This window comes from Aeromonas sp. 1805 (assembly GCF_013085525.1).
In the GTDB taxonomy this organism is placed as follows: domain Bacteria; phylum Pseudomonadota; class Gammaproteobacteria; order Enterobacterales; family Aeromonadaceae; genus Aeromonas; species Aeromonas hydrophila.
The window spans coordinates 999,324-1,026,319 of record NZ_CP038515.1; the positions used below are offsets into that span (position 1 = coordinate 999,324).

General features: G+C 60.8%; 21 protein-coding genes. 12 read left to right on the top strand and 9 right to left on the bottom strand.

What is annotated here, in order from left to right; all coding sequences use genetic code 11:
• Positions 1-225: 225 nt before the first annotated feature.
• A complete protein-coding gene (locus tag E5E96_RS04775) occupies positions 226-2,484 on the bottom strand; it encodes a patatin-like phospholipase family protein (protein WP_171281656.1) in 2,259 nt (752 codons plus the stop codon).
• Between the two features lie 237 nt (positions 2,485-2,721).
• Between E5E96_RS04775 and E5E96_RS04780 the strand changes: the two genes are divergently transcribed.
• From E5E96_RS04780 to E5E96_RS04790, 3 genes are all read left to right on the top strand, one after another.
• Complete coding sequence (locus tag E5E96_RS04780; RefSeq protein ID WP_041216960.1) at positions 2,722-4,629, top strand: methyl-accepting chemotaxis protein; 1,908 nt, start codon at positions 2,722-2,724, stop codon at positions 4,627-4,629.
• A gap of 133 nt (positions 4,630-4,762) precedes the next feature.
• Complete coding sequence (locus E5E96_RS04785) at positions 4,763-6,409, top strand: methyl-accepting chemotaxis protein (protein WP_029304719.1); 1,647 nt, start codon at positions 4,763-4,765, stop codon at positions 6,407-6,409.
• A 143-nt stretch (positions 6,410-6,552) separates the two neighbouring features.
• The gene (locus tag E5E96_RS04790; protein WP_171281657.1) at positions 6,553-6,735 is read left to right on the top strand and encodes a hypothetical protein; all 183 of its coding nucleotides are present in this window, start codon (positions 6,553-6,555) and stop codon (positions 6,733-6,735) included.
• Positions 6,736-6,802: 67 nt separating this feature from the next.
• On the opposite strand, the gene lpdA is transcribed toward E5E96_RS04790, so the two are convergent.
• The 5 genes from lpdA to ampD all read right to left on the bottom strand — a co-directional run bounded on the left by lpdA (position 6,803) and on the right by ampD (position 14,747).
• Complete coding sequence (lpdA, locus tag E5E96_RS04795; RefSeq protein ID WP_017409445.1) at positions 6,803-8,230, bottom strand: dihydrolipoyl dehydrogenase; 1,428 nt, start codon at positions 8,228-8,230, stop codon at positions 6,803-6,805.
• A gap of 149 nt (positions 8,231-8,379) precedes the next feature.
• Positions 8,380-10,281, bottom strand: a complete 1,902-nt coding sequence (gene aceF / locus E5E96_RS04800) for a pyruvate dehydrogenase complex dihydrolipoyllysine-residue acetyltransferase (protein WP_171281659.1) — start codon at positions 10,279-10,281, stop codon at positions 8,380-8,382.
• A gap of 113 nt (positions 10,282-10,394) precedes the next feature.
• Entirely contained in the window at positions 10,395-13,055 is a 2,661-nt protein-coding gene (gene aceE / locus E5E96_RS04805) for a pyruvate dehydrogenase (acetyl-transferring), homodimeric type (RefSeq protein WP_011707563.1), read from the bottom strand.
• A gap of 79 nt (positions 13,056-13,134) precedes the next feature.
• Complete coding sequence (pdhR, locus tag E5E96_RS04810) at positions 13,135-13,899, bottom strand: pyruvate dehydrogenase complex transcriptional repressor PdhR (RefSeq protein WP_011707564.1); 765 nt, start codon at positions 13,897-13,899, stop codon at positions 13,135-13,137.
• 275 nt (positions 13,900-14,174) lie between these two features.
• The gene (ampD, locus tag E5E96_RS04815; protein ID WP_043160629.1) at positions 14,175-14,747 is read right to left on the bottom strand and encodes a 1,6-anhydro-N-acetylmuramyl-L-alanine amidase AmpD; all 573 of its coding nucleotides are present in this window, start codon (positions 14,745-14,747) and stop codon (positions 14,175-14,177) included.
• Positions 14,748-14,894: 147 nt separating this feature from the next.
• Between ampD and E5E96_RS04820 the strand changes: the two genes are divergently transcribed.
• The 9 genes from E5E96_RS04820 to yacG all read left to right on the top strand — a co-directional run bounded on the left by E5E96_RS04820 (position 14,895) and on the right by yacG (position 22,530).
• On the top strand, positions 14,895-15,365 hold the full coding sequence (locus tag E5E96_RS04820) for a TIGR02281 family clan AA aspartic protease (protein WP_024944772.1): 471 nt from the start codon (positions 14,895-14,897) through the stop codon (positions 15,363-15,365).
• Positions 15,366-15,370: 5 nt separating this feature from the next.
• The gene (gene nadC / locus E5E96_RS04825) at positions 15,371-16,228 is read left to right on the top strand and encodes a carboxylating nicotinate-nucleotide diphosphorylase (RefSeq protein ID WP_166464211.1); all 858 of its coding nucleotides are present in this window, start codon (positions 15,371-15,373) and stop codon (positions 16,226-16,228) included.
• A gap of 322 nt (positions 16,229-16,550) precedes the next feature.
• Complete coding sequence (tapA, locus tag E5E96_RS04830) at positions 16,551-16,967, top strand: type IVa pilus major pilin TapA (protein WP_042066959.1); 417 nt, start codon at positions 16,551-16,553, stop codon at positions 16,965-16,967.
• A gap of 6 nt (positions 16,968-16,973) precedes the next feature.
• A complete protein-coding gene (gene tapB / locus E5E96_RS04835) occupies positions 16,974-18,680 on the top strand; it encodes a PilB family type IVa pilus assembly ATPase TapB (protein ID WP_017409440.1) in 1,707 nt (568 codons plus the stop codon).
• A gap of 115 nt (positions 18,681-18,795) precedes the next feature.
• Entirely contained in the window at positions 18,796-20,037 is a 1,242-nt protein-coding gene (locus E5E96_RS04840; RefSeq protein WP_043126919.1) for a type II secretion system F family protein, read from the top strand.
• 22 nt (positions 20,038-20,059) lie between these two features.
• The gene (locus E5E96_RS04845) at positions 20,060-20,932 is read left to right on the top strand and encodes an A24 family peptidase (protein WP_171281660.1); all 873 of its coding nucleotides are present in this window, start codon (positions 20,060-20,062) and stop codon (positions 20,930-20,932) included.
• A gap of 19 nt (positions 20,933-20,951) precedes the next feature.
• Positions 20,952-21,566: a dephospho-CoA kinase gene (gene coaE, locus E5E96_RS04850; protein WP_024945430.1), complete on the top strand. Its 615-nt coding sequence runs from the start codon at positions 20,952-20,954 to the stop codon at positions 21,564-21,566.
• A 37-nt stretch (positions 21,567-21,603) separates the two neighbouring features.
• Positions 21,604-22,326 carry a cell division protein ZapD gene (zapD, locus tag E5E96_RS04855; protein ID WP_024945431.1) on the top strand — a complete coding sequence of 241 codons (723 nt, stop codon included), beginning with the start codon at positions 21,604-21,606 and terminating at the stop codon, positions 22,324-22,326.
• Between the two features lie 9 nt (positions 22,327-22,335).
• Positions 22,336-22,530 carry a DNA gyrase inhibitor YacG gene (gene yacG / locus E5E96_RS04860; protein ID WP_005305661.1) on the top strand — a complete coding sequence of 65 codons (195 nt, stop codon included), beginning with the start codon at positions 22,336-22,338 and terminating at the stop codon, positions 22,528-22,530.
• Positions 22,531-22,590: 60 nt separating this feature from the next.
• Here the strand turns inward: yacG and mutT are convergent, their stop codons facing one another.
• The 3 genes from mutT to secA form a co-directional block, all read right to left on the bottom strand.
• Positions 22,591-23,004 carry an 8-oxo-dGTP diphosphatase MutT gene (gene mutT / locus E5E96_RS04865; RefSeq protein ID WP_016352173.1) on the bottom strand — a complete coding sequence of 138 codons (414 nt, stop codon included), beginning with the start codon at positions 23,002-23,004 and terminating at the stop codon, positions 22,591-22,593.
• A gap of 8 nt (positions 23,005-23,012) precedes the next feature.
• A complete protein-coding gene (locus E5E96_RS04870; protein ID WP_171281661.1) occupies positions 23,013-24,197 on the bottom strand; it encodes a tetratricopeptide repeat protein in 1,185 nt (394 codons plus the stop codon).
• A 74-nt stretch (positions 24,198-24,271) separates the two neighbouring features.
• Entirely contained in the window at positions 24,272-26,992 is a 2,721-nt protein-coding gene (gene secA, locus E5E96_RS04875) for a preprotein translocase subunit SecA (RefSeq protein WP_011707576.1), read from the bottom strand.
• Positions 26,993-26,996: the final 4 nt, after the last annotated feature.

A 26,996-nucleotide genomic window follows, 5' to 3' on the forward strand; every position in this document is an offset into this window, starting at 1 on the left:
TAATTCCTCTTTGGTCTTTTTTTGGGGTTCGCCCACGCTCACGGCGATCGTCCTTGCGGGACACCCGTAGGGTGCCCCCCACTATATAAGTTTTAACGACTAATTAAAATCCAAAGCCTGTACAGATATTCATCAAAACAACATAACCATCTAAAGTTACTGGTGTTTTACAAACGGATAAATGGCACACCAGAAATAAGTTAACAAAAAGGCATCATTTTACCGTTATTCGAATGTGCTGCCCAATTGCAGATAGAACATGTCGTTGCCCCCTTCCGCCATGCCGTAGCCGAGGAAGATGGGGCCGAGGAAGCTCTCCACCCCCACGTAGACGGAGCCGGCGGTGAAGGAGCTCTCCATGCTGATGTCTTCACCCTTGTCCCACACCCCGCCCTGCTCGAGGGAGCCCCCCAGATAGAGCGGCGCCCGCAACGCGCCGAAGTCGTTGTCCGCCACCCGGTAGATGTAGCGCAGCCCGCCAAACAGGCTGTAGCGGCCGCTCAGCTGATAGCGCTGGAAGCCGGACATGCGGAACAACCCGCCCAGATCCTGCACGAACAGCGGCAACTCTTCCTGGGAGGTGGAACCCCCGCCTTCCAGCAGCAGGTTGAGGCTGTGCCTGTCCCAGGACCAGGGCTTGACCATCGCCAGGTGGTAGTTGACCCCCTCATAGCGATCATCTATGTCACTGTTATTATCCAGCCGGACGGCGGAGTACCCCCCCTTGATGTCCCAGTAGGCGCCCTGATAGGGGAAGTAGCGGCTGTCGAGGGTATCGTGCTCGAAGCGGACATAGGGGCCCCAGGAGGAGGCATCCACCTTGGCATCCGCCACGTTGCGCACGTCGATGTCGCCCACCTTCCCTTCCAGCCCGAGCGAGAGGCGACTCCAGGGCTGACGATTCCAGCCCACCGCCAGATCGACGTTGGTGAAGTTGTACTCGGCGTCGACATAGCTCACCTCATCCGCCGCCCGCGTCTCCTCGGGGATGAAGATGCGACGCTGGGTCTTGTCGTAGGCCAGGCTCGCCTCGCCGAAAAAGGTCTGGGAGGGCTCCAGCGGGGTGTAGAAGTCGGTCTTGAAGTGCTTGGCGGTGCCGAGCGATGCCTCGGTCAGCCACTCTGCGCCCCAGTCGTTGACGTTGGTGAGGGTGTAGGACATGCCCACGTTGTAGTTGGAGCTGCTCTCGAAGTCATCGGAGAAGCCGAACTGGAAGTTGAGGTAGCCCGGCCCCCAGTTCTTCTCGCTGGCGTTGACCACCAGCACGTTCTCGCCGCCCCGCTCCTCCACCTCGTAGGTGATGCGATCGAACGACTCCAGCGCATAGAGCCGGCGAATGCCCGCCTCCAGGCTCTCGTTGGTCTGGATCTTGTCGGGCCGCACCTTCAGCATGGCGTGCACCGTCTCGTCGGAGAGACGGGACTTGTTGATGATCTCCACCTTGTCGATGTAGTAGGCGGGCTGGCCGCTGCGCTCGGCGCGCCGGCTCAGCTTCTGGTTGCGATAGGCGGTATAGGCGGCGGGCGAGAGAGAGAGCACATCGAGCTGGGCCGAGGCGCGGTTGGCCACCTGCTCCCCGAGCTTGATCCCCTCCGGCATCAGGGCGAAGTCGGCGATGCCCATGTTGCCGAACTCAGGCGTCAGCAATACGTCCCTGGGCCCCATCAGCGCCTTCTGTTTCTCGGTACCGACCTGGGTCATGTAGGTGGTGAGCTGATCGATCATGGCCAGCCCCGACTTCAAGGACTCGCGGGTGCGCAGCTTGGCGCTGATGTCCACCGCGATCACCACGTCGGCCCCCATCGCCTTGGCCACGTCCACCGGCATGTTGTTGACGGTGCCGCCATCGGCCAGGATGTGGCCTTCCCACTCCACCGGCTTGAGGGCGCCGGGAATGGACATGGACGCCTGCATCGCCTTGGCGAGGCTGCCGTGGTCCAGCACGAAGGGGGTCACCGTCTCCATGTCGGTGGCCATGGCGCGGTAGGGAATGGGTAGATCGTCGAAGCTCTTCTGCACCGGCAGATTGGAGGTGGCGTGGCGCAGCAGGCTGGCCATGGACTGGCCCTGGAAGAAGCCGTCGGGGAACTGGACCGAATCGCCATTGACGCCGATGTCGGTACGCAGCTGATACTGCTCGCTCTGCTGCTTCTTGCGCAGGGAGAGCTCGTCGCGCCCCACCTTGTCCTGATAGCCCTTGTTCCAGTCGATGGCAAGGGTGGTGCGCTCCACCTCTTCGGCGCTGAGCCCCATGGCGTACATGCCCGCCACGTAGGAGCCCATGCTGGTGCCCACTATGATGTCGACCGGGATGCGCTTCTCTTCCAGCACCTTGAGGATGCCGATGTGGGCCGCCCCCTTGGCACCACCGCCGCTGAGCACCAGGGCAATTTTGGGCCGCTCGGACTGGGCCGCTGCCATCAGCGGCAGACAGGCCAGCAATATCAGGAACAGGGGGTTCCATCCTCGACGAAAGATGCGCATATGATTTTCCATTGAATCCAGGGCGAGCCAGCTAGGCAGTGAAGCCTACTATAAGGGGCGGCCGGCGAACCGCAACAGTTCGCAGGGGATATCGGCATGCATTGCGACGCTGGCCGCCCATGCGGCGATGTGAGCGCAAACGTAATCCGTCAATAAAGTGGGTCGGCCTATCAAGGGTGGCGCCGGGCTGCCGCTAATATGTCCTCAATCCCGTGTTCACACACCCGAGTCACTCCTATGCTTGCAAGCCTGACACTCAAACAGAAAATCCTGGCCACGGTCACCCTGGCCGTGGTGCTCTCCTGCCTGCTGGTAGGCTACTTCAGCCAGCGCTCGGCGCAGCAGTTGATCGAAAGCCGCATGTTCGAGCAGGAGCTGCCCAACCTGACCCAGCGCATCGGCAAGGAGATCGAGAAGGATCTCACCTCGGTCGCCGGCGCCGCCAGACAGCTGGCCAACGATCGCTTCGTGCTGGACTGGGTGGCCCGCGGCATGCCCAAGGAGCAGGAGTCGATCCTGATCGACCAGCTCAAGGACATGGCAGCCCAGTACGGGCTGGTCACCGCCTCTTTCGCCGATCGCCAGAGCGCCGCCTACTACAACCAGGATGGCTTCCTGCGCAACCTCACCCCGGAGCAGGATGCCTGGTTCTACGGCTACACCAAGAGCCAGCAAGACCTGATGCTCAGTATCTTTCGCGAAAGCAACGGCGAGGTGAAGTTGTTCGTCAACTTCCAGCAGCTCAATGGCCGCGGCCTCGCCGGCCTTGCCAAGTCCCTCGACAGCATGGTCAGCATGCTCGCCAACTTCCGCATCGGCGACAGCGGCTTCGTGTTCATGACCGACGGCAGCGGCAAGGTGAAGCTGCACCCCGACGCCAGCCGCATCGACCGTGATAGCCTGGCCCAGCTGGCAAGCGGCAGCGGCAACCTGCTGAACAAGCAGCCCTTTGCCGCCACCCACGCCGAGATCGACGGTCAGCCGGTGGTGCTGGCCAGCAGCTACATTCCGCTGCTCGACTGGTATCTGGTGGCTCAGGTGCCGGAAGCGGAGATCTATGCCGAACTGGATCGCGCCCGCCTGCACATCCTGCTGGTGAGCCTGGCCATCGCCGCCGGCATGGGACTGCTCGGCATGCTGCTGGCCGGCTCGGTGAGCCGCCCGCTCAACCAGCTGGCCCGCCTGTTCCGCGAACTCGGCAGCGGTGACGGCGATCTGACCCAGCGTCTCAAGGTGGAGGGGCGGGATGAACTGGCCCAGGTGGCCACCGGCTTCAACAACTTCGTAGCCAAGATCCACGGCTCCATCGAGCAGGTGGCGAGCAACTCCCGCCAGCTCGCCGCCACCGCCAACGAAGTGGCCGCCAAGGCCCAGCTGACCCAGCACAACTGCACCGCCCAGCGCGATCGCACCGTGCAGGTGGCCACCGCCATCCACGAGATGGGCGCCACCGTGAGCGAAATCGCCGGCAATGCCTCGCTGGCGGCCGATGTGGCCAAGCAGGCCAACGAACAGGCCGACGCCGGTGCCCTGGTGGTCGCTCAGGCCCGTCACGGTATCGTCGGCCTCTCCGGCGAGATTGAGCAGGTGGCCGGGGTCATCGAGTCGCTGGCCAGCCAGACCGACTCCATCGGCAGCATCCTCGACACCATCCGCAGTATCTCGGAGCAGACCAACCTGCTGGCGCTCAACGCCGCCATCGAGGCCGCCCGCGCCGGGGAGCAGGGCCGCGGCTTTGCGGTGGTGGCCGACGAGGTGCGCAACCTCGCCAGCCGCTCCGCCGCCTCCACCGCCGAGATCCAGGGCATGATCAACCGGCTGCAGGAGCAGAGCGCCCGCGCCGTCAGCGCCATGGCCCAGGGCCGCAACCAGAGTCTGGAAGTGGTGACCCAGGCTGATGAGGCCAACGGCGCCCTCGGCCAGATCACCGCCCACATCACCCAGATCAGCGACATGAACATCCAGGTCGCCACCGCCACCGAGGAGCAGTCGAGCGTAGTGGGCGAGATCAACCGCAACGTGGAGGACATCAACCAGCTGACCATGGAGACCGCCGACATCGCCCACCAGCTGACCGAGTCGAGCCGCAGCCTGCAGCACCTCTCCGGCGAGCTGGACAAGCTGGTCGGCAACTTCCGGCTTTAAGACTTCTGACATCATAAGGGGCGCTATGGCGCCCCTTTTTGTTGGTCGTTTGTTAACAAAAACTCAAGTTGGCGCCAAATCCGTCGATTTATACTCTGATAATTCACATCGTCATGATCAGCGAGGAAAACCCATGCTAGAAGGTAAACTGACGCTCAAATTGCAGCTGATCCTGGCTGTCACCGTGCCCTGTCTCGCCCTGCTGCTGGTGGGCGGTGCCAGCCTCAAGAGCATGGGCACCATCCAGCAACAATCCACCGAGCTTTACCAGAACACCGCCACCCCCATGCGGGCCATGGCGGAGGTGGTGTCGCGCATTCCCCGCATGCGGGTCGGCATCGACATGATGCTGCTGCAGGATACCTCCCTCAAGGATGCGAAGGGGGTGATCACCCGGGTCAAGGAGAGCCGGGAGGAGGACATTCCCGAGATGCGTCAGGCCATGCAACAGGCCGTCACCGCCCAGACCGACCCCGCCGCCAAAGCCAATGCCCAGCAGCTGCTCAGCCAGTTCGAAGGAATGGCGAGCAACGAGCTGGCGCCCATGCTGCAAGCGCTGGAACAAGGTGACATGGAAGCGGCAAGAGGCATCTATCGGGATCGCTATACCGTCACCTATGGCACCATGCGCAAGGACGCCAACGCCCTGCTCGACGGCCTGATCCAGCAGGCCCAGCAGCGCCATCAGCTCGGTGAACAGAGCTATGCCAGCGGGCGGCTGCAGATGATCAGCATCATCACCGGCGCCATCCTCATCTCGCTGCTGGTCTCGGTACTCATCCTGATGAACCTCAAGCGCCGGGTCGGCTTCCTGCAGCAGTACATCGGCTATGCCGCCGAACACCTGGCGCTGGATTCCCGTGCCCAGCTGAACGGCAATGACGAGCTGGCGGAGATCACGGTGAGCTTCAATCACTTCGTCAGCAAGATCCACAGCGCCATCGAGCAGGTGGCCCGCAACTCCCACCAACTGGCCGCCACGGCTGACGAGGTGGCCGCCAAGGCCCAGCTGACCCAGCAGAACTGTACCGCCCAGCGCGACCGCACCGTGCAGGTGGCCACCGCCATCCACCAGATGGGCGCCACCGTCACCGAGATCGCCGGCAACGCCTCCCTCGCCGCAGAAGTGGCGAGACAGGCCAACGAGCAGGCGGATGCGGGGGCCGGCGTGGTCGCCCAGGCGCGCCACGGCATCGTCGGTCTCTCCGACGAGATTGCACAGGTCGCCGGGGTGATCGAGTCGCTGGCGACCCAGACCGACTCCATCGGCAGCATTCTGGAAACCATCCGCAGCATCTCGGAGCAGACCAACCTGCTGGCACTCAACGCTGCCATCGAGGCGGCCCGCGCCGGTGAGCAGGGTCGTGGCTTCGCGGTGGTGGCCGACGAGGTACGCAACCTCGCCAACCGCTCCGCCGCCTCCACCGCCGAGATCCAGGGCATGATCAACCGGTTGCAGGAGCAGAGTGCCCGCGCCGTCAGTGCCATGACCCAGGGCCGCAGCCAGAGCTTGGCCGTCGTGACCCAGGCCGACGAGGCCAACGGCGCGCTCGGCCAGATCACCGCCCACATCACCCAGATCAACGACATGAACATCCAGGTCGCCACCGCCACCGAAGAGCAGTCGAGCGTGGTGGGCGAACTCAACCGCAACGTGGAAGACATCAACCAGCTCACCATGGAGACCGCCGACATTGCCCACCAGCTGACCGATGCCAGTCGCGGCCTGCAGCAGCTCTCCGGCGAGCTGGACAAGCTGGTCGGGCACTTCCGCCTGTAGCCTTTGGCTGCCTCGACACAACTTGTCAGAGGGCGCTGCGGCGCCCTCTGTCGCCACCACGGCAGGCCGTGACGCAGGGGCTTTGCGCCGCCGCCACCCGCCTCTGAAAATGCCCCATAATCAGGAAAATGAGAGGAGGAGTTATGGGCAAGCTGGTAGTGATGATCTTGCTGGGCGGTCTGCTCAGCGCCTGCAGCAGCGGGCCGGTGCGAGTGCACGGCGCCGACGTGAGCGTGGACGATACCCGGATCCGGGTCAGCGACGGGGATCGGGGAGGCTACGGTACCTTCTGTCCGCCGGGACAGGCCAAAAAAGGGCGCTGCTAAACCGCCAGCAGACGCTGAAAAACAAAAAGCCGCTCGATTGAGCGGCTTTTTTACAGGCAGAAGCAAATTACTTCTTCTTCTTGGCCTTGGCGTTCGGCAGGTCGGTGATGGAGCCTTCGAACACTTCGGCGGCCAGGCCCACGGACTCGTGCAGAGTCGGGTGAGCGTGGATGGTCAGCGCGATGTCTTCGGCGTCGGCACCCATCTCGATGGCCAGACCGATTTCACCCAGCAGTTCACCACCATTGGTACCCACGATGGCGCCACCGATGACGCGGCCGCTCTCCTTGTCGAAGATCAGCTTGGTCATGCCGTCGGAGCAGTCGGACGCGATGGCGCGACCCGAGGCCGCCCACGGGAAGGTAGCCACTTCGAAGTTCAGCCCTTGTTGCTTGGCTTCCTTCTCGGTCAGACCAACCCAGGCCATCTCTGGCTCGGTGTAGGCGATGGACGGGATCACTTTCGGATCGAAGTAGTGCTTCTTGCCGGCGATGACTTCGGCAGCCACGTGGCCTTCGTGCACACCCTTGTGAGCCAGCATCGGCTGACCAACGATGTCACCGATAGCGTGGATGTGCGCCACGTTGGTGCGCAGCTGCTTGTCCACTTCGATGAAACCGCGTTCGGTCACGGCAACGCCGGCCTTCTCGGCATCCAGCATCTTGCCGTTCGGCACACGACCTACGGCAACCAGCACGTTGTCGTAACGCACCGGCTCGGCCGGGGCATGCTTGCCTTCGTAGGAGACGTACAGGCCATCTTCACGGGCTTCAACTGCGGTGACCTTAGTCTCCAGCATGATGTTGAACTTCTTGGCCACGCGCTTGGTGTAGATCTTGACGATGTCTTTGTCGGCAGCCGGTACCAGCTGGTCGGCAAATTCCACCACGTCGATCTCGGAACCCAGGGAGGAGTACACGGTCCCCATCTCCAGGCCGATGATGCCGCCACCGATAACCAGCAGCTTGCCAGGAACGGTTGTCAGCTCCAGCGCATCGGTAGAGTCCCATACGCGCGGATCATCATGCGGGATGAACGGCAGCTTCACCGGACGGGAACCGGCAGCGATGATGGCGTTGTCGAAGGTCACGGTGGTCTTGCCGTCGGCGCCTTCCACCTCGAGGGTGTTCGGACCGGTAAACTTACCGAAGCCGTTAACAACCTGTACTTTACGCATCTTGGCCATGCCAGCCAGACCGCCGGTCAGCTGGTTGATGACTTTCTCTTTCCACAGACGGATCTTGTCGATGTCGGTCTGCGGGGCACCGAAGACGATGCCGTGCTCGGCCAGCGCCTTGGCTTCTTCAATGACTTTGGCGACGTGCAGCAGCGCCTTGGACGGGATGCAACCCACGTTCAGGCAGACGCCACCCAGGGTGGAGTAACGCTCGACGATAATGGTATCCAGACCCAAGTCAGCCGCACGGAAGGCAGCGGAATAACCGGCAGGGCCAGCACCCAGTACTACGACCTGGGTTTTGATTTCTTTACTCATCATGACCTCTTTGTCGTTCTTATATCCCCGGACAGCGCAGTCTTAAACCAGAACGAGGCGGCTGCAGCCGTGAAAAAAACGGGGCAAGTTTACAATCCTGTTAATGAAATGAGAAGTAAAAAGGGCAGGCTCTGGGCCCGCCCTCTCACTTACAGGACCAGTCGACGAATGTCGGACAGCACGCCGTTCATGGTGGTGATGAAGCGAGCTCCATCGGCACCATCGATGACGCGGTGGTCGTAGCTCAGGGCCAGCGGCAGCATCAGGCGCGGCGCGAACTCTTTGCCGTTCCACTTCGGCTTCATCTCGGACTTGGAGACGCCGAGGATGGCCACTTCCGGCGCGTTGACGATCGGGGTAAAGCTGGTACCGCCGATGCCACCCAGGCTGGAGATGGTGAAGCAACCGCCCTGCATGTCGGCAGCGGTCAGCTTGCCGGCACGGGCTTTCTTGGAGATCTCGGCCAGATCGCGAGACAGCTCCATGATGCCCTTCTTGTTGACGTCGCGCACCACGGGCACAACCAGACCGTTGGGGGTATCCACCGCCACACCGATGTGGATGTACTTCTTCATGATCAGCTTGCTGCCATCTTCGGACAGGGAGCTGCAGAAGCGCGGGTGGGCTTCCAGTGCCTTGGCGGCGGCTTTCAGGATGAACACCAGCGGGGTGATCTTCACGTCTGCCTTCTGCTTCTCGAGCATCGCGTTCTGCTCTTTGCGGAACGCTTCCAGCTCGGTGGTATCGGCTTCGTCGAACTGGGTGACATGGGGGATCATGACCCAGTTGCGGTGCAGGTTCGGACCGGAGATCTTCTGGATGCGGGTCAGATCGACCTCTTCCACATCACCGAACTTGCTGAAATCGACCTTCGGCCACGCCAGCACACTCATGCCGTTGCCGTTGCCAGTGCCGGTACCTGCAGCCGGAGCAGACTCGGCGCGCTTGACCGCATCCTTCACGTAGGCTTGCACGTCTTCTTTGACGATGCGGCCCTTGCGACCGGAGGCTTTCACCTTGGCCAGGTTGACACCGAACTCGCGCGCCAGACGGCGCACGGCCGGAGAGGCGTGTACGTAGGCATCGTTGGCAACGAAGTCGGAGGCAGCAGCAGCCTGAGCAACCGGAGCCGGAGCTGCGGCAACAGGGGCAGCAGCGACCGGGGCGGCAGCCTGAGCAGCCGGGGCAGCTACGGCGGCCGGAGCAGCACCAGCCACTTCGAATACCATGATCAGGGAACCGGTGGAGACCTTGTCACCCGCCTTCACCTTGATCTCTTTGACCACACCGGCGAACGGCGCAGGCACTTCCATGGAGGCCTTGTCACCTTCCACGGCGATCAGGGACTGGTCGGCTTCAACCTTGTCACCCACGGCGACCATGATTTCGGTGACTTCGACTTCGTCGCCACCGATATCCGGTACATTGACCTCTTTGGCAGCGGCGGCAACCGGGGCAGCAGCCACGGGAGCGGCAGCCTGGGCCGGTGCAGCAGCAACGGCAGGGGCGGCGCCAGCCACTTCAAAGACCATTACCAGGGAACCGGTAGAGACCTTGGCACCGGCGGCGACCTTGATCTCGACCACACGGCCCGCGAACGGTGCCGGCACTTCCATGGAGGCCTTGTCACCTTCCACGGCGATGATGGACTGATCGGCTTCAACCATGTCGCCCACGGCAACCATGATCTCGGTCACGTCCACTTCATCGTCACCGATGTCCGGCACGTGCACGTCTTTGCGAGCGGCAGCGGCAGGAGCGGCAGCCGGCGCGGCTGCAACCGGTGCAGCGGCCTGAACCGGCGCAGGTGCGGCAGCACCTTCGGCTTCGAAGATCATGATCTGGGAACCGGTGGCAACCTTGTCACCCACCTTGATCAGGATCTCTTTGACGATACCGGCGGACGGGGCCGGTACTTCCATGGAGGCCTTGTCGCCTTCTACCGCGATGATGGACTGATCGAGTTCGACCTTGTCACCCACGGCCACCATGATCTCGGTGACTTCAACTTCATCGGCGCCGATATCCGGCACCATAATCTGTTTGGACATTGTGCTTTATCCTCTTGCGTGCATCCGCGTGACCGACTGCTGTCACGCGTCTCTCGCGTTAACCTTTGCAAGGTCGTGCCGGGCAGCAAGTCCCGGCACGACACTTGATCCTCTTACGCGTACAGCGGGTTGACCTTGTCGGCATCGATGCCGTACTTGGCGATGGCATCGGCCACAACCTGCTTGTCTACCTCGCCGCGCTTGGCCAGTTCGGTCAGGGCAGCAACCACCACGTAGAATTCGTTCACTTCGAAGTGACGACGCAGGTTGGCACGGCTGTCGGAACGGCCATAACCGTCGGTACCCAGCACGCGGTAGTTCTCGGTCGGTACGAAGGCACGCACCTGATCGGCGAAGGACTTCATGTAGTCGGTCGCGGCGATGGTGGCTTCGCTGCCCAGTACCTGAGCGATGTACGGTACGCGAGCATCGGCGTTCGGGTGCAGCATGTTCCAGCGATCCGCGTCCTGACCGTCACGAGCCAGCTCGTTGAAGGAGGTGACGCTGAACACGTCGGAGCCGATGCCGTACTCGCTGGCCAGGATCTGGGCGGCGGTGCGCACGTGACCCAGGATGGAGCCACAACCCAGCAGCTGTACCTTGGCCTTGGTGCCGGCCACGGTTTCCAGCTTGTAGATACCCTTGCGGATGCCTTCCTCGGCGCCTTCCGGCATGGCCGGCATGGCGTAGTTCTCGTTCAGGGTGGTGATGTAGTAGAAGACGTTCTCCGGCTTCTCACCGTACATGCGACGCAGACCGTCCTGTACGATCACCGCTACTTCATAAGCGTAGGACGGGTCGTAGGAGACGCAGTTCGGGATGGTGTTGGCCAGGATGTGGCTGTGACCATCTTCGTGCTGCAGACCTTCGCCGTTCAGGGTAGTACGACCGGAGGTCGCACCCAGCAGGAAGCCACGGGCTTGCTGGTCACCGGCTGCCCACGCCATGTCGCCGATCCGCTGGAAGCCGAACATGGAGTAGTAGATGTAGAACGGGATCATCGGGCAATCGTTGGTGCTGTAAGAGGTCGCAGCAGCCAGCCAGGAGGACATGGCGCCCAGCTCGTTGATACCGTCTTGCAGAACCTGACCCTGCTTGTCTTCCTTGTAGTAGGAGACGATGTCGCGGTCTTGCGGGGTGTACTGCTGACCGTGCGGGCTGTAGATACCGATCTGGCGGAACAGACCTTCCATACCGAAGGTACGGGCTTCGTCAGCCAGGATCGGGACGATGCGCTTGCCGATGGACTTGTCTTTCAGCATCACGTTCAGGGAACGCACGAACGCCATGGTGGTGGAGATTTCGCGCGCCTGCTCACCCAGCAGCGGACCGAAAGCATCCAGCGCCGGGATTTCCAGCTTGGTGGTGCTCTCGCGCAGACGGGTCGGTACATAGCCCTTCAGCGCGGCACGGCGGGCGTGCAGGTATTTGTGCTCTTCGGTACCCTCTTCGATCTTCAGGTACGGCAGGGTTTCCAGCTGCTCGTCGGTGACCGGCAGGTTGAAACGATCGCGCAGGTGACGCACGGAGCCCAGATCCATCTTCTTGACCTGGTGAGCGATGTTCTTGCCTTCGGCCGCTTCACCCATGCCGTAACCCTTGATGGTCTTGGCCAGGATCACGGTCGGCTTGCCCTTGGTCGCCGCAGCCTTGGAGAAGGCGGCAAACAGTTTGCGAGGATCGTGACCACCGCGGTTCAGGGCGAAGATCTCCTCGTCGGTCATGTCTTTGACCAGCGCGGCGGTTTCCGGGTAACGGTTGAAGAAGTGCTCACGCACGTAGCCGCCATCACGGGACTTCATGGTCTGGTAGTCACCGTCCACGGTCTCGTTCATCAGCTGGATCAGCTTGCCGGAAGTGTCTTTCTTCAGCAGCTCATCCCACTTGCGACCCCAGATAACCTTGGTGACGTCCCAGCCAGCGCCGGAGAACAGACCTTCCAGCTCGTTGATGACCTTGCCGTTGCCGACAACCGGACCATCCAGACGCTGCAGGTTGCAGTTGACCACGAATACCAGGTTGTCGAGCTTTTCACGTACGGCAACGGTCAGGGCACCCTTGGCTTCCGGCTCGTCCATCTCGCCGTCACCCAGGAAGGCGTAAACGGTCTGCTCGGAGCAATCCTTGATGCCACGGTCGGTCAGGTACTTCAGGAAGCGAGCCTGATAGATGGCGGCGATGGGGCCCAGACCCATGGAGACGGTCGGGAACTGCCAGAAGTCCGGCATCAGTTTCGGGTGCGGGTAGGAAGGGATACCCTTGCCATCCACTTCCTGACGGAAGTTGTCCAGCTGCTCTTCGGTCAGACGGCCTTCGGCGAAGGCACGGGCATAGATGCCCGGGGAGATGTGCCCCTGGAAGTAGACCAGGTCGCCACCGTCCTTCTCGCTGCGAGCGCGGAAGAAGTGGTTGTAGCAGACTTCGTAGATGGTCGCGGAAGAAGCGAAGGAAGACATGTGACCACCCAGGTCCAGGTCTTTCTTGGAAGCGCGCAGCACGATCATCATGGCGTTCCAGCGGATGATGGCGCGAATGCGGCGCTCCATCTCCAGGTCGCCCGGGTAGTCCGGCTCTTCGCTGGACGGGATGGTGTTGATGTAATCGCGGTTTGCCTTGGCAGCCACGTCCACACCGCTTGCGCGGGCTTTCTCGGCCAACTGTTCAAGGATGAACTGAGCGCGTTGGGGACCCTCTTCACGCAGCAGGGATTCCAGAGAGGCAAGCCACTCCAGCGTTTCTATCGGGTCCACATCGTTCTTCAGGATATCAGACATGGCTGGTTCCTATTTTGTTGTGATTGCACGGCATTGCACGGCGAAGGGCGCAAGCATTCGACAATAAAGCCTTGTGGGATTAGTTTTCCTGCTGACGGATCCGACGCATGGATCGCTGGATCCGGCTGTCTTCCCTCTGCATATCCAACAAGGTGTCCTCGATAAAGGCCAGGTGCTCATGACAAGCTGCCCTGGCCCGCTCCGGAGCCCCCGACAGGATAGCCTCGATCAGATGCGCGCGATGGCGACGGATCTTGGCGACCACTCCCGGACGGCGATTCAGAATTTCGTTATTGCGTAAAATGTTCTGCTCAAGCATGGGGCCCATGGCCCGCAGCAGATGCAGCAGCACCACGTTGTGGGACGCCTCGGCCACCGCCAGATAGAACTGGGTGACGGCAGCGGATTCGCTGACCAGCGAGCCTTGCTGACCGGCCTCCTCGATGGCGGACTGCACCTGACGGATGCGCTCGAAATCGGCGTCCGTACCCCGTAACGCAGCATAGTAGGCGCAGATGCCTTCCAGTGCGTGGCGAAACTCCAGCAGGTCATACTGGGCTTCCGGGTGAGTGCTGAGCAGCTCGAACAGGGGATCGGCGATCCCTTTGCTCAAGGCGTTTTGTACGTAAGTGCCGCCGCCCTGACGACGATACAAGAGTCCTCTTGCCTCGAGGCGCTGGATGGCTTCGCGCAGCGAGGGGCGCGACACCTGAAACTGGATGGCCAGTTCCCGCTCGGGCGGCAACTTCTGGCCCGGCTGCAAACTGCCTTCCAGAATCATCTGTTCCAGCTCGGCGACAATGGCGTCGGCCAACTTGGGTTGAGTAATCTTGAGATAGGGCATGAGGCTGCTTTGTTAAATTGGTATTACCAATTTCATGAATGGGGCGAAAATTAGCAGAGGGCATGGGAAAAGTCCACCCAAAAGATGATCTGAATCAAGAATCAACCTTGCCACTTAAGGGGTAAAGAGAGGGATTTATGATTTAGCTCATAGAAATTGGTCAGACCAATATTTTTGACATCGCTCACAGGCAACATTTGATCAACAGCCAGCAAAAATGGCCTGCCATAAAGGCAAGCCATTGTTTTAAAAACACAAACTTATTTTTAGAATAATTACTTAAAGTTGAGTGCCTGACGGTAGCGCGGCCATTCGAAACTGTCACCCGGATCCGTCTTGCGCCCCGGCGCTATGTCGCAGTGGCCAACGATGCGATCCGCCGTAATGGCGGGATAATGGCTGGACAAGGTTCGGCTGAGCCCAACCAATGCCTCGTATTGTGCGTCGGTGTAGGGCTGCTCATCGGTCCCTTCCAGCTCGATCCCGATGGAAAAGTCGTTGCACGCCTCGCGTCCCTGCCAGCTAGATACCCCCGCATGCCAGGCTCTGGCACCAAACGGCACATACTGCACCAGCTCACCGTCGCGCCGGATCAGACAATGTGCCGAGACCCGCAGCTGATGGATACCGGCAAAATAGGGGTGAGCGTCGGGATCGAGCCGCCCAAGGAAAAGATCATCGATGAAGGGACCGCCAAACTCGCCAGGCGGCAGGCTGATGCCATGCACCACCAGCAGGGAGATATCGCTCGGGATGGCCCGCTCGTTGTGGTGCGGTGACGGCACCTTGCGGGCTTGCTCACACCAACCGTCTGAATCAATGGAAAATACTATTTTTGGCTGAGTCATTGTCTACTCGCTCTGCAATGGGATGGTGCATCTGGCAACACTGGACGGGCAACAAGGCGATCCACCTCTCAGGCTCATCGCAGTCGCCTCATGACAACGGGCAACTGTGGTAGGCTGAGCCATCTTCCGCTCGACTCAGGAAAGGATATGCACCCGATGGCACGCCGCTTCTGGTTGCTGGCCTGGCTCTCCCTGATGGGATTGCTGACCCTCTATTTTCATGCCCGCGAACAACCATCAGTCACCGCCAGCGGCGACCTGCTGCTCAAGGCCGATGCCAGCGGCCACTATCGTCTGGAGGGTGCCATCAACGGTCAGCCGGTGCAACTGCTGCTCGATACCGGTGCGACCCGCATTACCGTGCCACAACAGGTTGCCGAGCGGCTTGGCCTGACCGCCCGCGGCAGCAGTCAGGTGAATACGGCAGCCGGCTTTATCCGGGTCGGCAACGGCACCATCGAAACGCTGGCGATGGGACCACTGACCTTGTACGATCTGGCCATCTTCATCAATCCGGCAGCGGCTGGCGACGAGGTGCTGGTAGGCATGAACGCCCTCGGCCGGCTGGAGCTGGTTCAAAAGGAGCGGCAGTTGCTGCTCAGACCTTTGCAGGAATAAAAGGCATGCTACAACAGGACATCCGCCGCGCCGTGCGCGCCGCACTACTCGAAGACTTGGGCGATGCCCTCACCCCGTTGGATCAACCGGATGCCAGCGCCGACATCACGGCCCAGCTGATCCCGGCGGATCGCCTCGCCAGCGCCAGGGTCATCACCCGCGAGGCTGGCGTATTTTGCGGCCAGCCCTGGGTCGATGAGGTGTTTGTCCAGCTTGGTGGCGAAGTCAGAGTTGAATGGCTGGTACAAGATGGCGAAGTGCTCTCCCCCAATCAGGAACTGTTTCGCCTGCATGGCCCGGCCCGCGTGTTGCTGACCGGTGAGCGCAATGCCCTCAACTTCGTGCAGACCCTCTCCGGAGTGGCCACTCTTACCGCTCGCTACGTGGCCGAGCTGGCAGATACCGATTGTCGGCTGCTCGATACCCGCAAGACCCTGCCGGGACTGCGCAGCGCCCAGAAGTACGCTGTCACCTGCGGCGGCGGCAAGAATCACAGGATCGGCCTGTTCGACGCTTACCTCATCAAGGAGAACCACATTCTCGCCTGTGGCGGCATCGCTGAAGCCATCAGCGAAGCACGCCGTCTCAACCCGGGTAAACCGGTAGAGGTAGAAGTCGAATCCCTGGTCGAGCTGGAGCAGGCCTTGGCTGCAAGCGCCGACATAGTGATGCTGGATAACTTCGACATTCCCATGATGCGCGAGGCGGTTGCTCTCAATCAGGGCCGAGCCAAGCTGGAGGTTTCAGGCAACGTCACGCTGGATACCCTGGCTGACTATGCCGCGACAGGGGTCGATTTTATCTCGGTTGGTGCACTGACCAAGCATGTACGCGCCCTGGATCTCTCGATGCGATTCATCTAGCCGCAGAGGCATCATCATGCCCCCGTCTTGTCGCTGACATATAACAAGATGAAGGACTTGCAAAAGGCGCCACGGGCGCCTTTTCTTTAAGGCAGGATCCCTCGGCAAAGGAGTGTGAGATGGACCCATCCCCGCCAGTAAAAAAGAGTCGATAGGGACTCTTCATCCATGATTTATATCAAAATTTTCGCAAATGACAGAAAGATTGTTAACAAAGACCCCGGCCTCTGTTGCCAAGTCAAACAGCTCGGATAAGATACTGACGTGTGGATAGTTTTCCACCGGCACTTCCCAGGAACCAAGGACAAAAAGGATATTTGAAATGAAGAAACAATCAGGCTTTACCCTTATCGAATTGATGATCGTGGTCGCGATCGTCGCCATATTGGCTGCAGTTGCGCTTCCGGCTTATCAGACCTATACCCAAAAAGCCAAATTCACCGAAGTTGTATCTGCAACCGGTGCTTTTAAAACTGCAATCGAGGTCTGTTACCAAACTGGCGGTGACATGTCATTGTGTGACCAAAACAGTGGCGGGGGTATTCCATCTGCAGCAGGCGCCAGCGGGTATGTTAGTGGTGTGACTGTCGGGGCTGGGGCAGCAAGTGCAGCCCGTATTACTGCAACCGGTGTAGCTCCTGTAGCATACACATATATTCTTGACGGCACAGGTAGTAACGGTCAGGTAACTTGGGCAGTAGTGAGTAGCTCAACCTGCATTGCTGCTGGTGTTTGCTGATATAGCATGACCTCTAGCCCCAATAGCGGCCTGGCGTTAAGCCTGGCCGCCTCTTCCCTGCTCAGTGAGTCCGACTCACAACGCTATCTGAGCCAAGCCAAGGCACAGCGCAAACCTTTTGTGACTTTTCTGATCGAAAACGAAATCCTCGACAGCAAGGCACTGGCTGACTTCTGCGAGCTGGAGTATGGGGTACCTCTGCTGGATCTTGCCGCCTTCGACCTGGCCGAGATCCCGCAGAAGTACCTCAATCAGAAGCTGATTGAAAAACATCACGTCCTACCCATCTACACCCAAGGGCACACCCTCTATATCGCCATGTCAGACCCGACCAATGTGTCTGCACTGGAGGATTTTGGCTTCAGCTTCGGGTTGCATACCGAGGCGCTGCTGGTCGAGGAGAACAAACTCACCACAGCCATCGGCAAGCTGATGGAGAACGATCAGGATGCCCTCGGCATGGAGGACATCGACGAATCCGAGATTTCCGAGCTGGAAGTGTCGGATGAGGGATCGCGGCTCGACGAGAGCGTCAATACGGCCGACGACGACGCGCCCATCGTCAAATACATCAACAAGATCATGATGGATGCCATCAAGCGTGGAGCCTCCGACCTTCACTTCGAGCCCTATGAGACCAAATACCGCATCCGCTTTCGAATAGACGGTATTCTGCATGAGATAGCGACCCCACCGGTCAACCTGGCCAACCGCTTCTCCGCCCGCCTCAAGGTTATGGCACGGCTCGACATCGCCGAGCGGCGACTGCCCCAGGATGGTCGCATCAAACTGAAGCTGTCGCGCAACAAGTCGATGGATATGCGGGTCAATACCCTGCCCACCATGTGGGGCGAAAAGATCGTTATCCGTTTGCTCGACTCCTCCGCGGCACGCCTCAATATCGAGCAGCTCGGTTTTGACGATCGCCAGAAGGCGCAATACCTGCGTGCCCTGTCGAAGCCTCAGGGCATGATTCTGGTGACCGGCCCTACCGGTTCGGGCAAGACGGTTTCACTCTATACCGGTCTCAATATTCTCAATACCACCGAGGTCAATATCTCCACCGCCGAAGATCCGGTGGAGATCAACCTGCCCGGCGTCAATCAGGTGCAAGTCAATCCCAAGGCAGGACTGACCTTCGCGAGCGCCCTGCGCTCTTTCTTGCGCCAAGACCCGGATGTGGTCATGGTGGGTGAAATCCGGGATCTGGAGACCGCTGAAATTGCCATCAAGGCCGCCCAGACCGGCCACCTGGTGCTATCCACCCTGCACACCAACTCGGCGGCAGAAACGCTGACCCGGATGATGAACATGGGGGTGCCCGCCTTCAATATCGCCTCCTCGGTCACCCTGATCATGGCTCAGCGGCTGGCGCGTAAATTGTGCGATCACTGCAAAGCTCCCGAAGTGGTGCCAGAGGCTGAGTTGCTTGAGCTGGGTTTTACCCAGCAGCAGCTGGCCGCAGGCTTGCGGCTGTTCAAACCGGTTGGCTGCAAGGAGTGTTCGGGTGGCTACAAGGGCCGGGTCGGCATCTACGAAATCATGCTAATGTCTGAAAACATCGCAAAATTGATCATGCAGGGGGCCAACTCTCTGCAAATTGCCGCCATCGCCCAGAAGGAGGGCATGCGTACCTTGCGTACCTCCGGCCTTGAGAAGGCCCGCCTAGGGGTGACCAGTCTGGCGGAGATAAACCGGGTAACAACCAACTGACAGAGTCTATCGCTCAGCCGATTCATCCAGGTGCCGCCGGCCCTGGCGATTTCCATCAGGCCGAGGCTGCTTTTCCTCATGACGAGCAACCCGAGCCCCATTGCAGGACGCAGTGATGGCAACGCTAACCCAGAAACAGAATGCCCCCAAGAAAGTCTTCGCCTTTCGCTGGAGCGGGGTTAATCGCAAGGGCCAAAAGGTCTCCGGCGAATTGCAGGCCGACAGCATCAACACGGTCAAGGCAGAGCTGCGCAAACAGGGTGTCAACGTCACCAAGGTGAGCAAGAAGAGCCAGGGGCTCTTCTCCAAGGGCGGCGCCAAGATCAAACCGATGGACATCGCCGTCGTCTCCCGCCAGATCACCACCATGCTGTCAGCCGGCGTACCTCTGGTCCAAAGCCTGCAGATCATCGCTCGCAGCCACGAGAAGGCGGCCATGCGCGAGCTCATGGGCCAGATTGCCGCCGATGTGGAGACCGGCACGCCCATGTCCGAGGCACTGCGCCGCCATCCCCGCCACTTTGACGATCTTTATTGCGATCTGGTGGAGGCTGGCGAGCAGTCCGGCGCTCTGGAGACCATCTACGATCGCATCGCCACCTATCGCGAGAAATCGGAAGCACTCAAGTCCAAGATCAAGAAAGCCATGTTCTACCCCACCATGGTCATACTGGTGGCCATTGTTGTTACCTCCATCCTGCTGCTGTTTGTCATTCCCCAGTTCGAGGACATCTTCAAGAGCTTCGGTGCCGAGCTGCCCATCTTTACCCAGTTTGTCATCGGCATCTCCCGTTTCATGCAGAACTGGTGGTATGTGATCTTTGGCGGCATAGCGCTTTCCATCTTTCTCTACGTGCGCGCCTGGCGCGCCTCCCAGAAGGTCAAGGACAACACCGACAAGTTCATACTGACCATCCCCGTGGTCGGCATGATATTGCACAAGGCCGCCATGGCCCGTTTCGCCCGTACCCTCTCCACGACCTTCTCTGCCGGTATCCCGCTGGTGGATGCCTTGGTTTCTGCAGCTGGCGCCTCCGGCAACTATGTCTACCGTACTGCCGTCATGGCCATTCGCAACGAGGTGGTGGCCGGCATGCAGATCAACGTGGCCATGCGCACCGTCGATCTGTTCCCGGACATGGTGATCCAGATGGTGATGATCGGTGAGGAGTCTGGCGCCATCGATGATATGCTCTCCAAGGTCGCCACCATCTTCGAGCAGGAGGTGGACGATCTGGTCGATGGCCTCACCAGCCTGCTGGAGCCTCTCATCATGGTGGTGCTGGGGGTTCTGGTCGGCGGCATGGTGGTCGCCATGTATCTGCCCATCTTCAAACTGGGGTCGGTGATCCACTGATCCCCCATCAATCCGAGACTCAATGTTGCTGATCACTGACGTTTTTCACAGCCTGCCCTGGCTCTATTTCTCGCTGGTATTCCTCTTTTCTCTGATGATCGGCAGTTTTCTCAACGTGGTCATCCATCGCCTGCCCATCATGCTGGAGCGGGAGTGGCAGGCCGAATATCTCGGCTATTTCAATCCAGAGACACAGCCGCAACAGGAAGATCGCTACAACCTGATGGTGCCGCGTTCTGCCTGCCCTCATTGCGGCCACGCCATCACGGCCATGGAAAACATCCCCCTGCTCAGCTGGCTCTGGCTCAAGGGGCGCTGCCGTGAATGCCAGGCCCCCATCTCGGCCCGTTATCCTCTGGTGGAACTGCTGACGGCCCTGCTCTCGCTGGTCGTCGCCGCGACATTCGCACCGGGCTGGGGCTTGCTGGCCGCCCTGCTGCTCACCTGGGTGCTGGTGGCACTCACTTTCATCGATCTGCACAAGATGCTGCTGCCTGACCAGCTGACCCTGCCACTGCTGTGGGGCGGCTTGCTGTTCAACCTGGCAGGGGGATTTGCACCGCTGGCCGATGCGGTGATCGGCGCCATGGCCGGCTATCTGGTGCTCTGGAGCCTCTACTGGGCCTTCAAGCTGCTGACCGGCAAGGAAGGGATGGGCTATGGCGACTTCAAGCTGCTGGCGGCGCTGGGTGCCTGGCTCGGCTGGCAGGCACTGCCCATCGTACTGCTGCTCTCGTCGCTGGTGGGCGCTTTCATCGGGATTGGTCTCATCCTGCTGCACAACCATCATCAGAACAAACCCATCCCCTTCGGCCCCTACCTGGCCATCGCCGGCTGGATCGCGCTGCTGTGGGGCGATACCATCACCCGCTGGTACCTCACGACGTTTCTCTGATCAAAGGCAGCACTGACCCATGTATGTAGTCGCAATCACCGGCGGAATTGGCAGCGGCAAGACCACGGTTGCCAATCAGTTTGCAGAGCTCGGCATCGAAGTAGTGGATGCGGACGTCATCGCCCGCGAGGTCGTCGAGCCCGGTACCCCGGCCCTGGCCGCCATTACTGCCCATTTTGGCTCAGCAGTCATCACCCCCGCTGGCCAGCTCGATCGCCGTCGGCTGCGTGAGCGGGTCTTCACTGACCCGCAGGCCAAGGGCTGGCTCAACGCCCTGCTCCACCCCCTCATTCGCACCGAGATGCAGCGCCAGTGTGCGGCCGCTCGCTCCCCCTATTGCTTGTTGGTAGTGCCCTTGCTGGTGGAAAACCGGCTCACTGCCCTGGCCAATCGGGTACTGGTGATCGACGTGGACGAGGCGACCCAGATTGAACGAACCTGCCGCCGGGACGGCGTGAGCCGCGAGCAGGCCCAAGCCATCCTGGCCGCCCAGGCGAGCCGGGCCGAACGGCTGGCGGCAGCCGACGATGTGCTGGACAACCAGAATGGCACGCCCGAGGCGATAAAGAGCCGAATTTTAACGCTGCACGAGACATATCTGGCATTTGCCTCTCAACAAGCCCGCCAACTGTGAGTACACTAGGCCGGTTTATGGCTGGCCAGGATTAGGCATGATTTACGATTTTCCCCTCAATGAAAAAAGCCGGACCTATCTTCGTCTGGAGTCCCTGTTTTCCCAGATCCGCGACAATCTGGAGAGCGACCAGTCTTGGGCACATATCGCCTTTTTCAAGGGTCTGTTCGACCTGCAGGAGTTGCTGGAACGCGGCGACCTGCGCGCCGATCTGATCAAGGATCTGGAGCGCCTCGGCCAGCGCCTGAGCCACTGGGCCAGCCTGCCCGATGTCGACCTGGAGCAGATCAGCCAGATGCAACAGGAGAGCGCCCAGCTCTCCCGCAACCTGCTGAGTGCCCCACGTCCCGGTGCCCGCCTCAAAGAGGATCGGCTGCTCGGCTCCATTCGCCAGCGCTTCTCCATTCCGGGCGGGTTGTGCGCCTTCGACGTGCCGCAACTGCACCACTGGCTCGCCACCCCGGCCATCGCCCGTCATCAGCAGATGCAGCTGTGGCTGAGCGACATCAATCTGTTGATGAACGCCATCTCCCTGCTGCTGCGACTGTGGCGTGAGTCCGGCAACTTCAGCGAGCAGGTTGCCGTCAACGGCTTCTTCCAGGACACTGCCGAGAGCGCCGAGCTGATCCGCATTCGTCTGACCGGCACCCAGCAGTGCTATCCCACCCTGAGCGGCCACAAGAACCGGTTCGCCCTGCGTTTCCTGCCCACCACGGAGCAGCAGATCGGTGATGTCCCCTTCCAGCTTGCCTGCTGCTGAGGAGTATTCATGGTGACCAAAGTAAAGTGCCCGACCTGCCAAACCGAGCTGGAATGGGGCCCGCAAAGCCCGTTTCGCCCGTTCTGCAGCAAGCGCTGCCAGCTGATCGATCTCGGCGAGTGGGCCGACGAGGAGAAGCGGATCCCGGGGGAAATAGACCCGGAGCTGCTGCCATACCCCGAAGAAGGGGAGCAGTGGCAGTAAGCCAGCAAGCAAAAAGGGCCGATACGGCCCTTTTTGCTTTGGTATGCACTGCGGCTCACATCAGCCCTGTGCGGCCAGTGATGCCTGCAAGCGCGTCACGATCGGGCCATTGGCATCGGGGAAGTGGTACTCGTGCAGCGAGGCCAGCGGCACCCAGCGACACTCCTGCCCCTCCTTGCCAAACGGCTCGCCGCTGAAGCGGGTCACCTTCCAGATATCCAGCAGCACCTGCTTGTCCGGGTAGTCGTGATGCAGTTCCATGAAGGGGGCGCAATCCTGCACCCGGATCCCGATCTCTTCCCACAGTTCGCGATCCAGCGCGGTAAGCAGATCCTCCCCGGCTTCCACCTTGCCGCCGGGAAACTCCCAGCGATCCCCCTGATGGCGATCGGCGGAGCGCTTGGCGATGAAGATATCGCCCCGTTCGTTCTCGATGACGCCGACCGCCACCCAGATCCGTTTCTTTTGTTCCATCATTGTCCTCAACGTAAACACGGCAAACGGGCAATCCAGGGCGCCAGCCGACGGGCCTGCGGCTCCCTTTGTGCCGTAAAGATATCCTGCCCCACATGTTCGCTCCCGCCAGGGGCGGGCTGCGGCCAGGGAATGGCACCGGGCGGCGTGAAGCAGCGATCGTGCACCAGACAGCTCTGCGAGAGATAACCCCAGAGCCGGTCGCGTAAAAACCATTGGTCGATGTTTGGCGTCTCCATCACGTCGGGCTGATAGCCTTCCAGCAGGGGCGCCAACGGCGGCAATACGCCGGCCACCCCGCCCCACATCCCCGCCAGCACCAGATCGGTATGGCTCCACCAGTCGCGCATGATATGAAACCAGCGCGTCGATGCAAGCCACTCCTGTACCGCCAGTCGCTCGCGCACGCCCAGCACCGAATCCACATCCCGCACCAGAAAGCGCTCCACCAGTGGATCATTGGCCACCTGGAAACGCCAGCACAGACGCTGACGCAAAGTCTGACCGGCAGGCTGCAACAAGAGCTCTGCCCCCAGTTCGCGCAGCGCAGCGAGCAACTCCGCCGGCACGCTCTCATCCACGTAGAAACGCAACCGCCAGCCCGGGTAGAGATAGGCCGCCGCCAGCACGTTGTCGATGGCCCCCCGCAGATAGCGAGGCTCGCTGCCCCACAGGGAAAAAGCGATGACATCCGGCTTGCGACTGCCATCGGCCAACCAGACGGCCGGTTCTGCCGCAGGCAATGACCAGGATGGTGGTGCCTTGCCCGCCGACCGGGCCTTCAGGGTCAGTGAGCGGGTTCCCGCCTGGGCAGCCTCATCGTGGCGATCCAGCTTGGCCAACGAGGCGCAGAGGGCGTCCAGCGCGTGGAAATCGTCGGGGGCGCGCTGCAGCAGGGTTTGCAAACGCGCCACTGCCAGCTCGTACTGACCGGCCCGCGACAGGCAAGCGCAGAGGTTGCGCAGCACCTCGTCATTGCCGGGTTCGGCCTTGTGGGCCATCTCCAGCACCTGCGCCGCAGAAGCCGGGTCGTCGCACAGAAAGAGGTAATAGGCAAACTGCAGCTGCAAGGCTACCGGCTTGGCCGTGCTGCCGTTGAGCCGGGCCAGCAGTTGCTGGATGGCAACCTGGCGCTGGCCGACCAGCCAGCTGTTGTGGGCAGTGGTATCCCATCCTGTCGGCATCTTGCTCATCGCACGGCTCTCCCTCTTTGCCTGCCGGAAATGAATGCACCGCCCGGAGGCGGTGCATCATCGTCATTGCGCTATCAGGTCAACTGACCGTGGCAGTGCTTGTATTTTTTGCCTGAGCCACACGGGCAGGGGTCATTGCGTCCCACCTTCTGCTCGTCCCGCACGAAGGTAACCGGCGCAGCTTCGGCCTGGGCTTCGTCGTCAGCCAGCTGGTTGTCGGCCGCGGCATGGGTGTAGGTGCGGGGAGCGGCTTCGGCCTGCTGGCGCTGCTGCTCTTCCATCGCCTCCACGTCGCGCTCCTGAACCTGTACCCGGCTCAGGATGCTGACCACGTCGCGCTTGAGGGTTTCCAGCATCTGGGTGAACAGATCGAAGGACTCGCGCTTGTACTCCTGCTTGGGGTTCTTCTGGGCGTAACCGCGCAGATGGATGCCCTGACGCAGGTGATCCATGGCCGCCAGGTGCTCTTTCCACAGGCCGTCCAGGGTTTGCAGCATCACCGCCTTCTCGAAGTTGCGCAGCACTTCCTTGCCGACCAGCTCTTCCTTGTGGGCATAGAGCTTGGTGGCTTCATCCAGGATGCGCTCGCGCAGCTTTTCTTCATAGAGCTTGTCGTCTTCCGCCAGCCACTGCTGCAACGGCAGATCCAGCGCGAAGTCGGACTTCAGGCGGGCTTCCAGACCCGGCACGTCCCACATCTCTTCCAGGGACTGCGGCGGGATGTACTCGTCGATGATGGCGCCATAGACATCGTCACGGATGACGTGGATGGTCTCGGAGATGTCGCTGGTGTCCAGCAACTCGTTGCGCTGCTCGTAGACCACCTTGCGCTGGTCGTTGGCAACGTCGTCAAACTCCAGCAAGCTCTTGCGGATGTCGAAGTTGCGACCTTCCACCTTGCGCTGAGCGTTCTCGATCGCCTTGGTCACCCACGGGTGCTCGATGGCCTCGCCCTCTTCCATCCCCAGCTTCTTCATCATGCCGGTGACGCGATCGGAGGCGAAGATCCGCATCAGGGTATCTTCCATGGAGAGGTAGAAACGGGAGGAGCCCGGGTCGCCCTGACGACCGGAACGGCCGCGCAGCTGGTTGTCGATGCGACGAGATTCGTGGCGCTCGGTACCTATGATGTGCAGACCACCGGCGGCCAATACCGCATCATGACGCACCTGCCAGGCCGCTTTCAGCTCGGCGATTTGTGCCTCGGTCGGGTTCTCCAGCTGGGCAATCTCTGCCTGCCAGTTGCCACCCAGCACAATGTCGGTACCACGACCGGCCATGTTGGTGGCGATGGTGACGGCGCCGGTCTGGCCGGCCTGAGCGACGATCTCCGCTTCCATGGCGTGGAACTTGGCGTTCAGCACCTTGTGCGGGATGTTTTCCTTGGTCAGTATGCCGGAGAGCAGCTCGGAGTTCTCGATGGAGACGGTCCCCACCAGCACCGGCTGGCCACGCTCGACGCAACCACGAATGTCTTCGATGATGGCAGCATATTTCTCGTTGGCGGTCAGGTAGACCAGATCGCCCATGTCCTTGCGCACCATCGGCTTGTTGGTCGGGATAACCACGGTATCCAGGCCATAAATTTGCTGGAATTCAAAGGCTTCAGTATCAGCAGTACCCGTCATGCCCGCCAGCTTGTCGTACAGACGGAAGTAGTTCTGGAAGGTGATGGAGGCCAGGGTCTGGTTCTCGTTCTGGATCTTGACCCCTTCCTTCGCTTCGACCGCCTGATGCAGGCCATCGGACCAGCGACGACCCGGCATGGTACGGCCGGTGTGTTCGTCAACGATGACGATCTCGTCCTTCTGGACGATGTAGTCGACGTTGCGTTCAAACAGGGTATGGGCGCGCAGGCCGGCGTTGACGTGGTGCAGCAGGCTGATGTTGGTGGCGGAGAACAAAGAATCGTCCTCGGCCAGCAGCCCCTCTTTCTTGAGCAGCTCTTCCACGAAGATCTGGCCGTTCTCGGTCAGCAATGCCTGGCGGTTCTTCTCGTCCACCGTGTAGTGGCCGTCACCGGTGTACTCTTCAGAGTCTTCCTTGTCCTGCTTGACCAGCAGCGGGATCAGCTTGTTGACGCGGATATAGAGCTCGGAGCTGTCTTCAGCCGGGCCAGAGATGATGAGCGGGGTACGGGCTTCATCGATGAGCACCGAGTCCACCTCATCCACCAGCGCATAGTTGAGCGGACGCTGCACGCGCTGCTCGGGCGAGAACGCCATGTTGTCGCGCAGGTAGTCGAAACCGAATTCGTTGTTGGTACCGTAGGTGATGTCGGCGGCGTAGGCGTCACGCTTCTGGGACGCGTCCATGCCGGGCACGTTGCAGTCGACTGTCATGCCGAGGAAGGCGAACAGCGGGCGGTTCGCCTCGGCGTCACGCTTGGCCAGATAGTCGTTCACGGTCACCACGTGCACACCACGACCGCTCAGGGCGTTCAGGTAGGCCGGCAGGGTCGCGGTGAGGGTCTTACCTTCACCTGTCTTCATCTCGGCGATGCGGTTGGAGTTCAGCACCATGCCACCGATCAGCTGGACGTCGAAGTGACGCATGCCGAACACCCGGCGAGAGGCTTCACGCACGGTGGCAAAGGCCTCCGGCAGCAACTGCTCCAGTGTCTCACCCTGCTCCAGACGCTGACGATACTCGGCCGTCTTGGCCTGCAGCTGTGCATCGGACAGAGCTTCGAACTGAGGCTCCATCGCATTGATCTGTTTTACAATTTTGCGCAGAGCCTTGAGCGTTCTGTCGTTCCGGCTGCCGATAATCTTGGTAAGCAGTGTGCTAATCATGGGT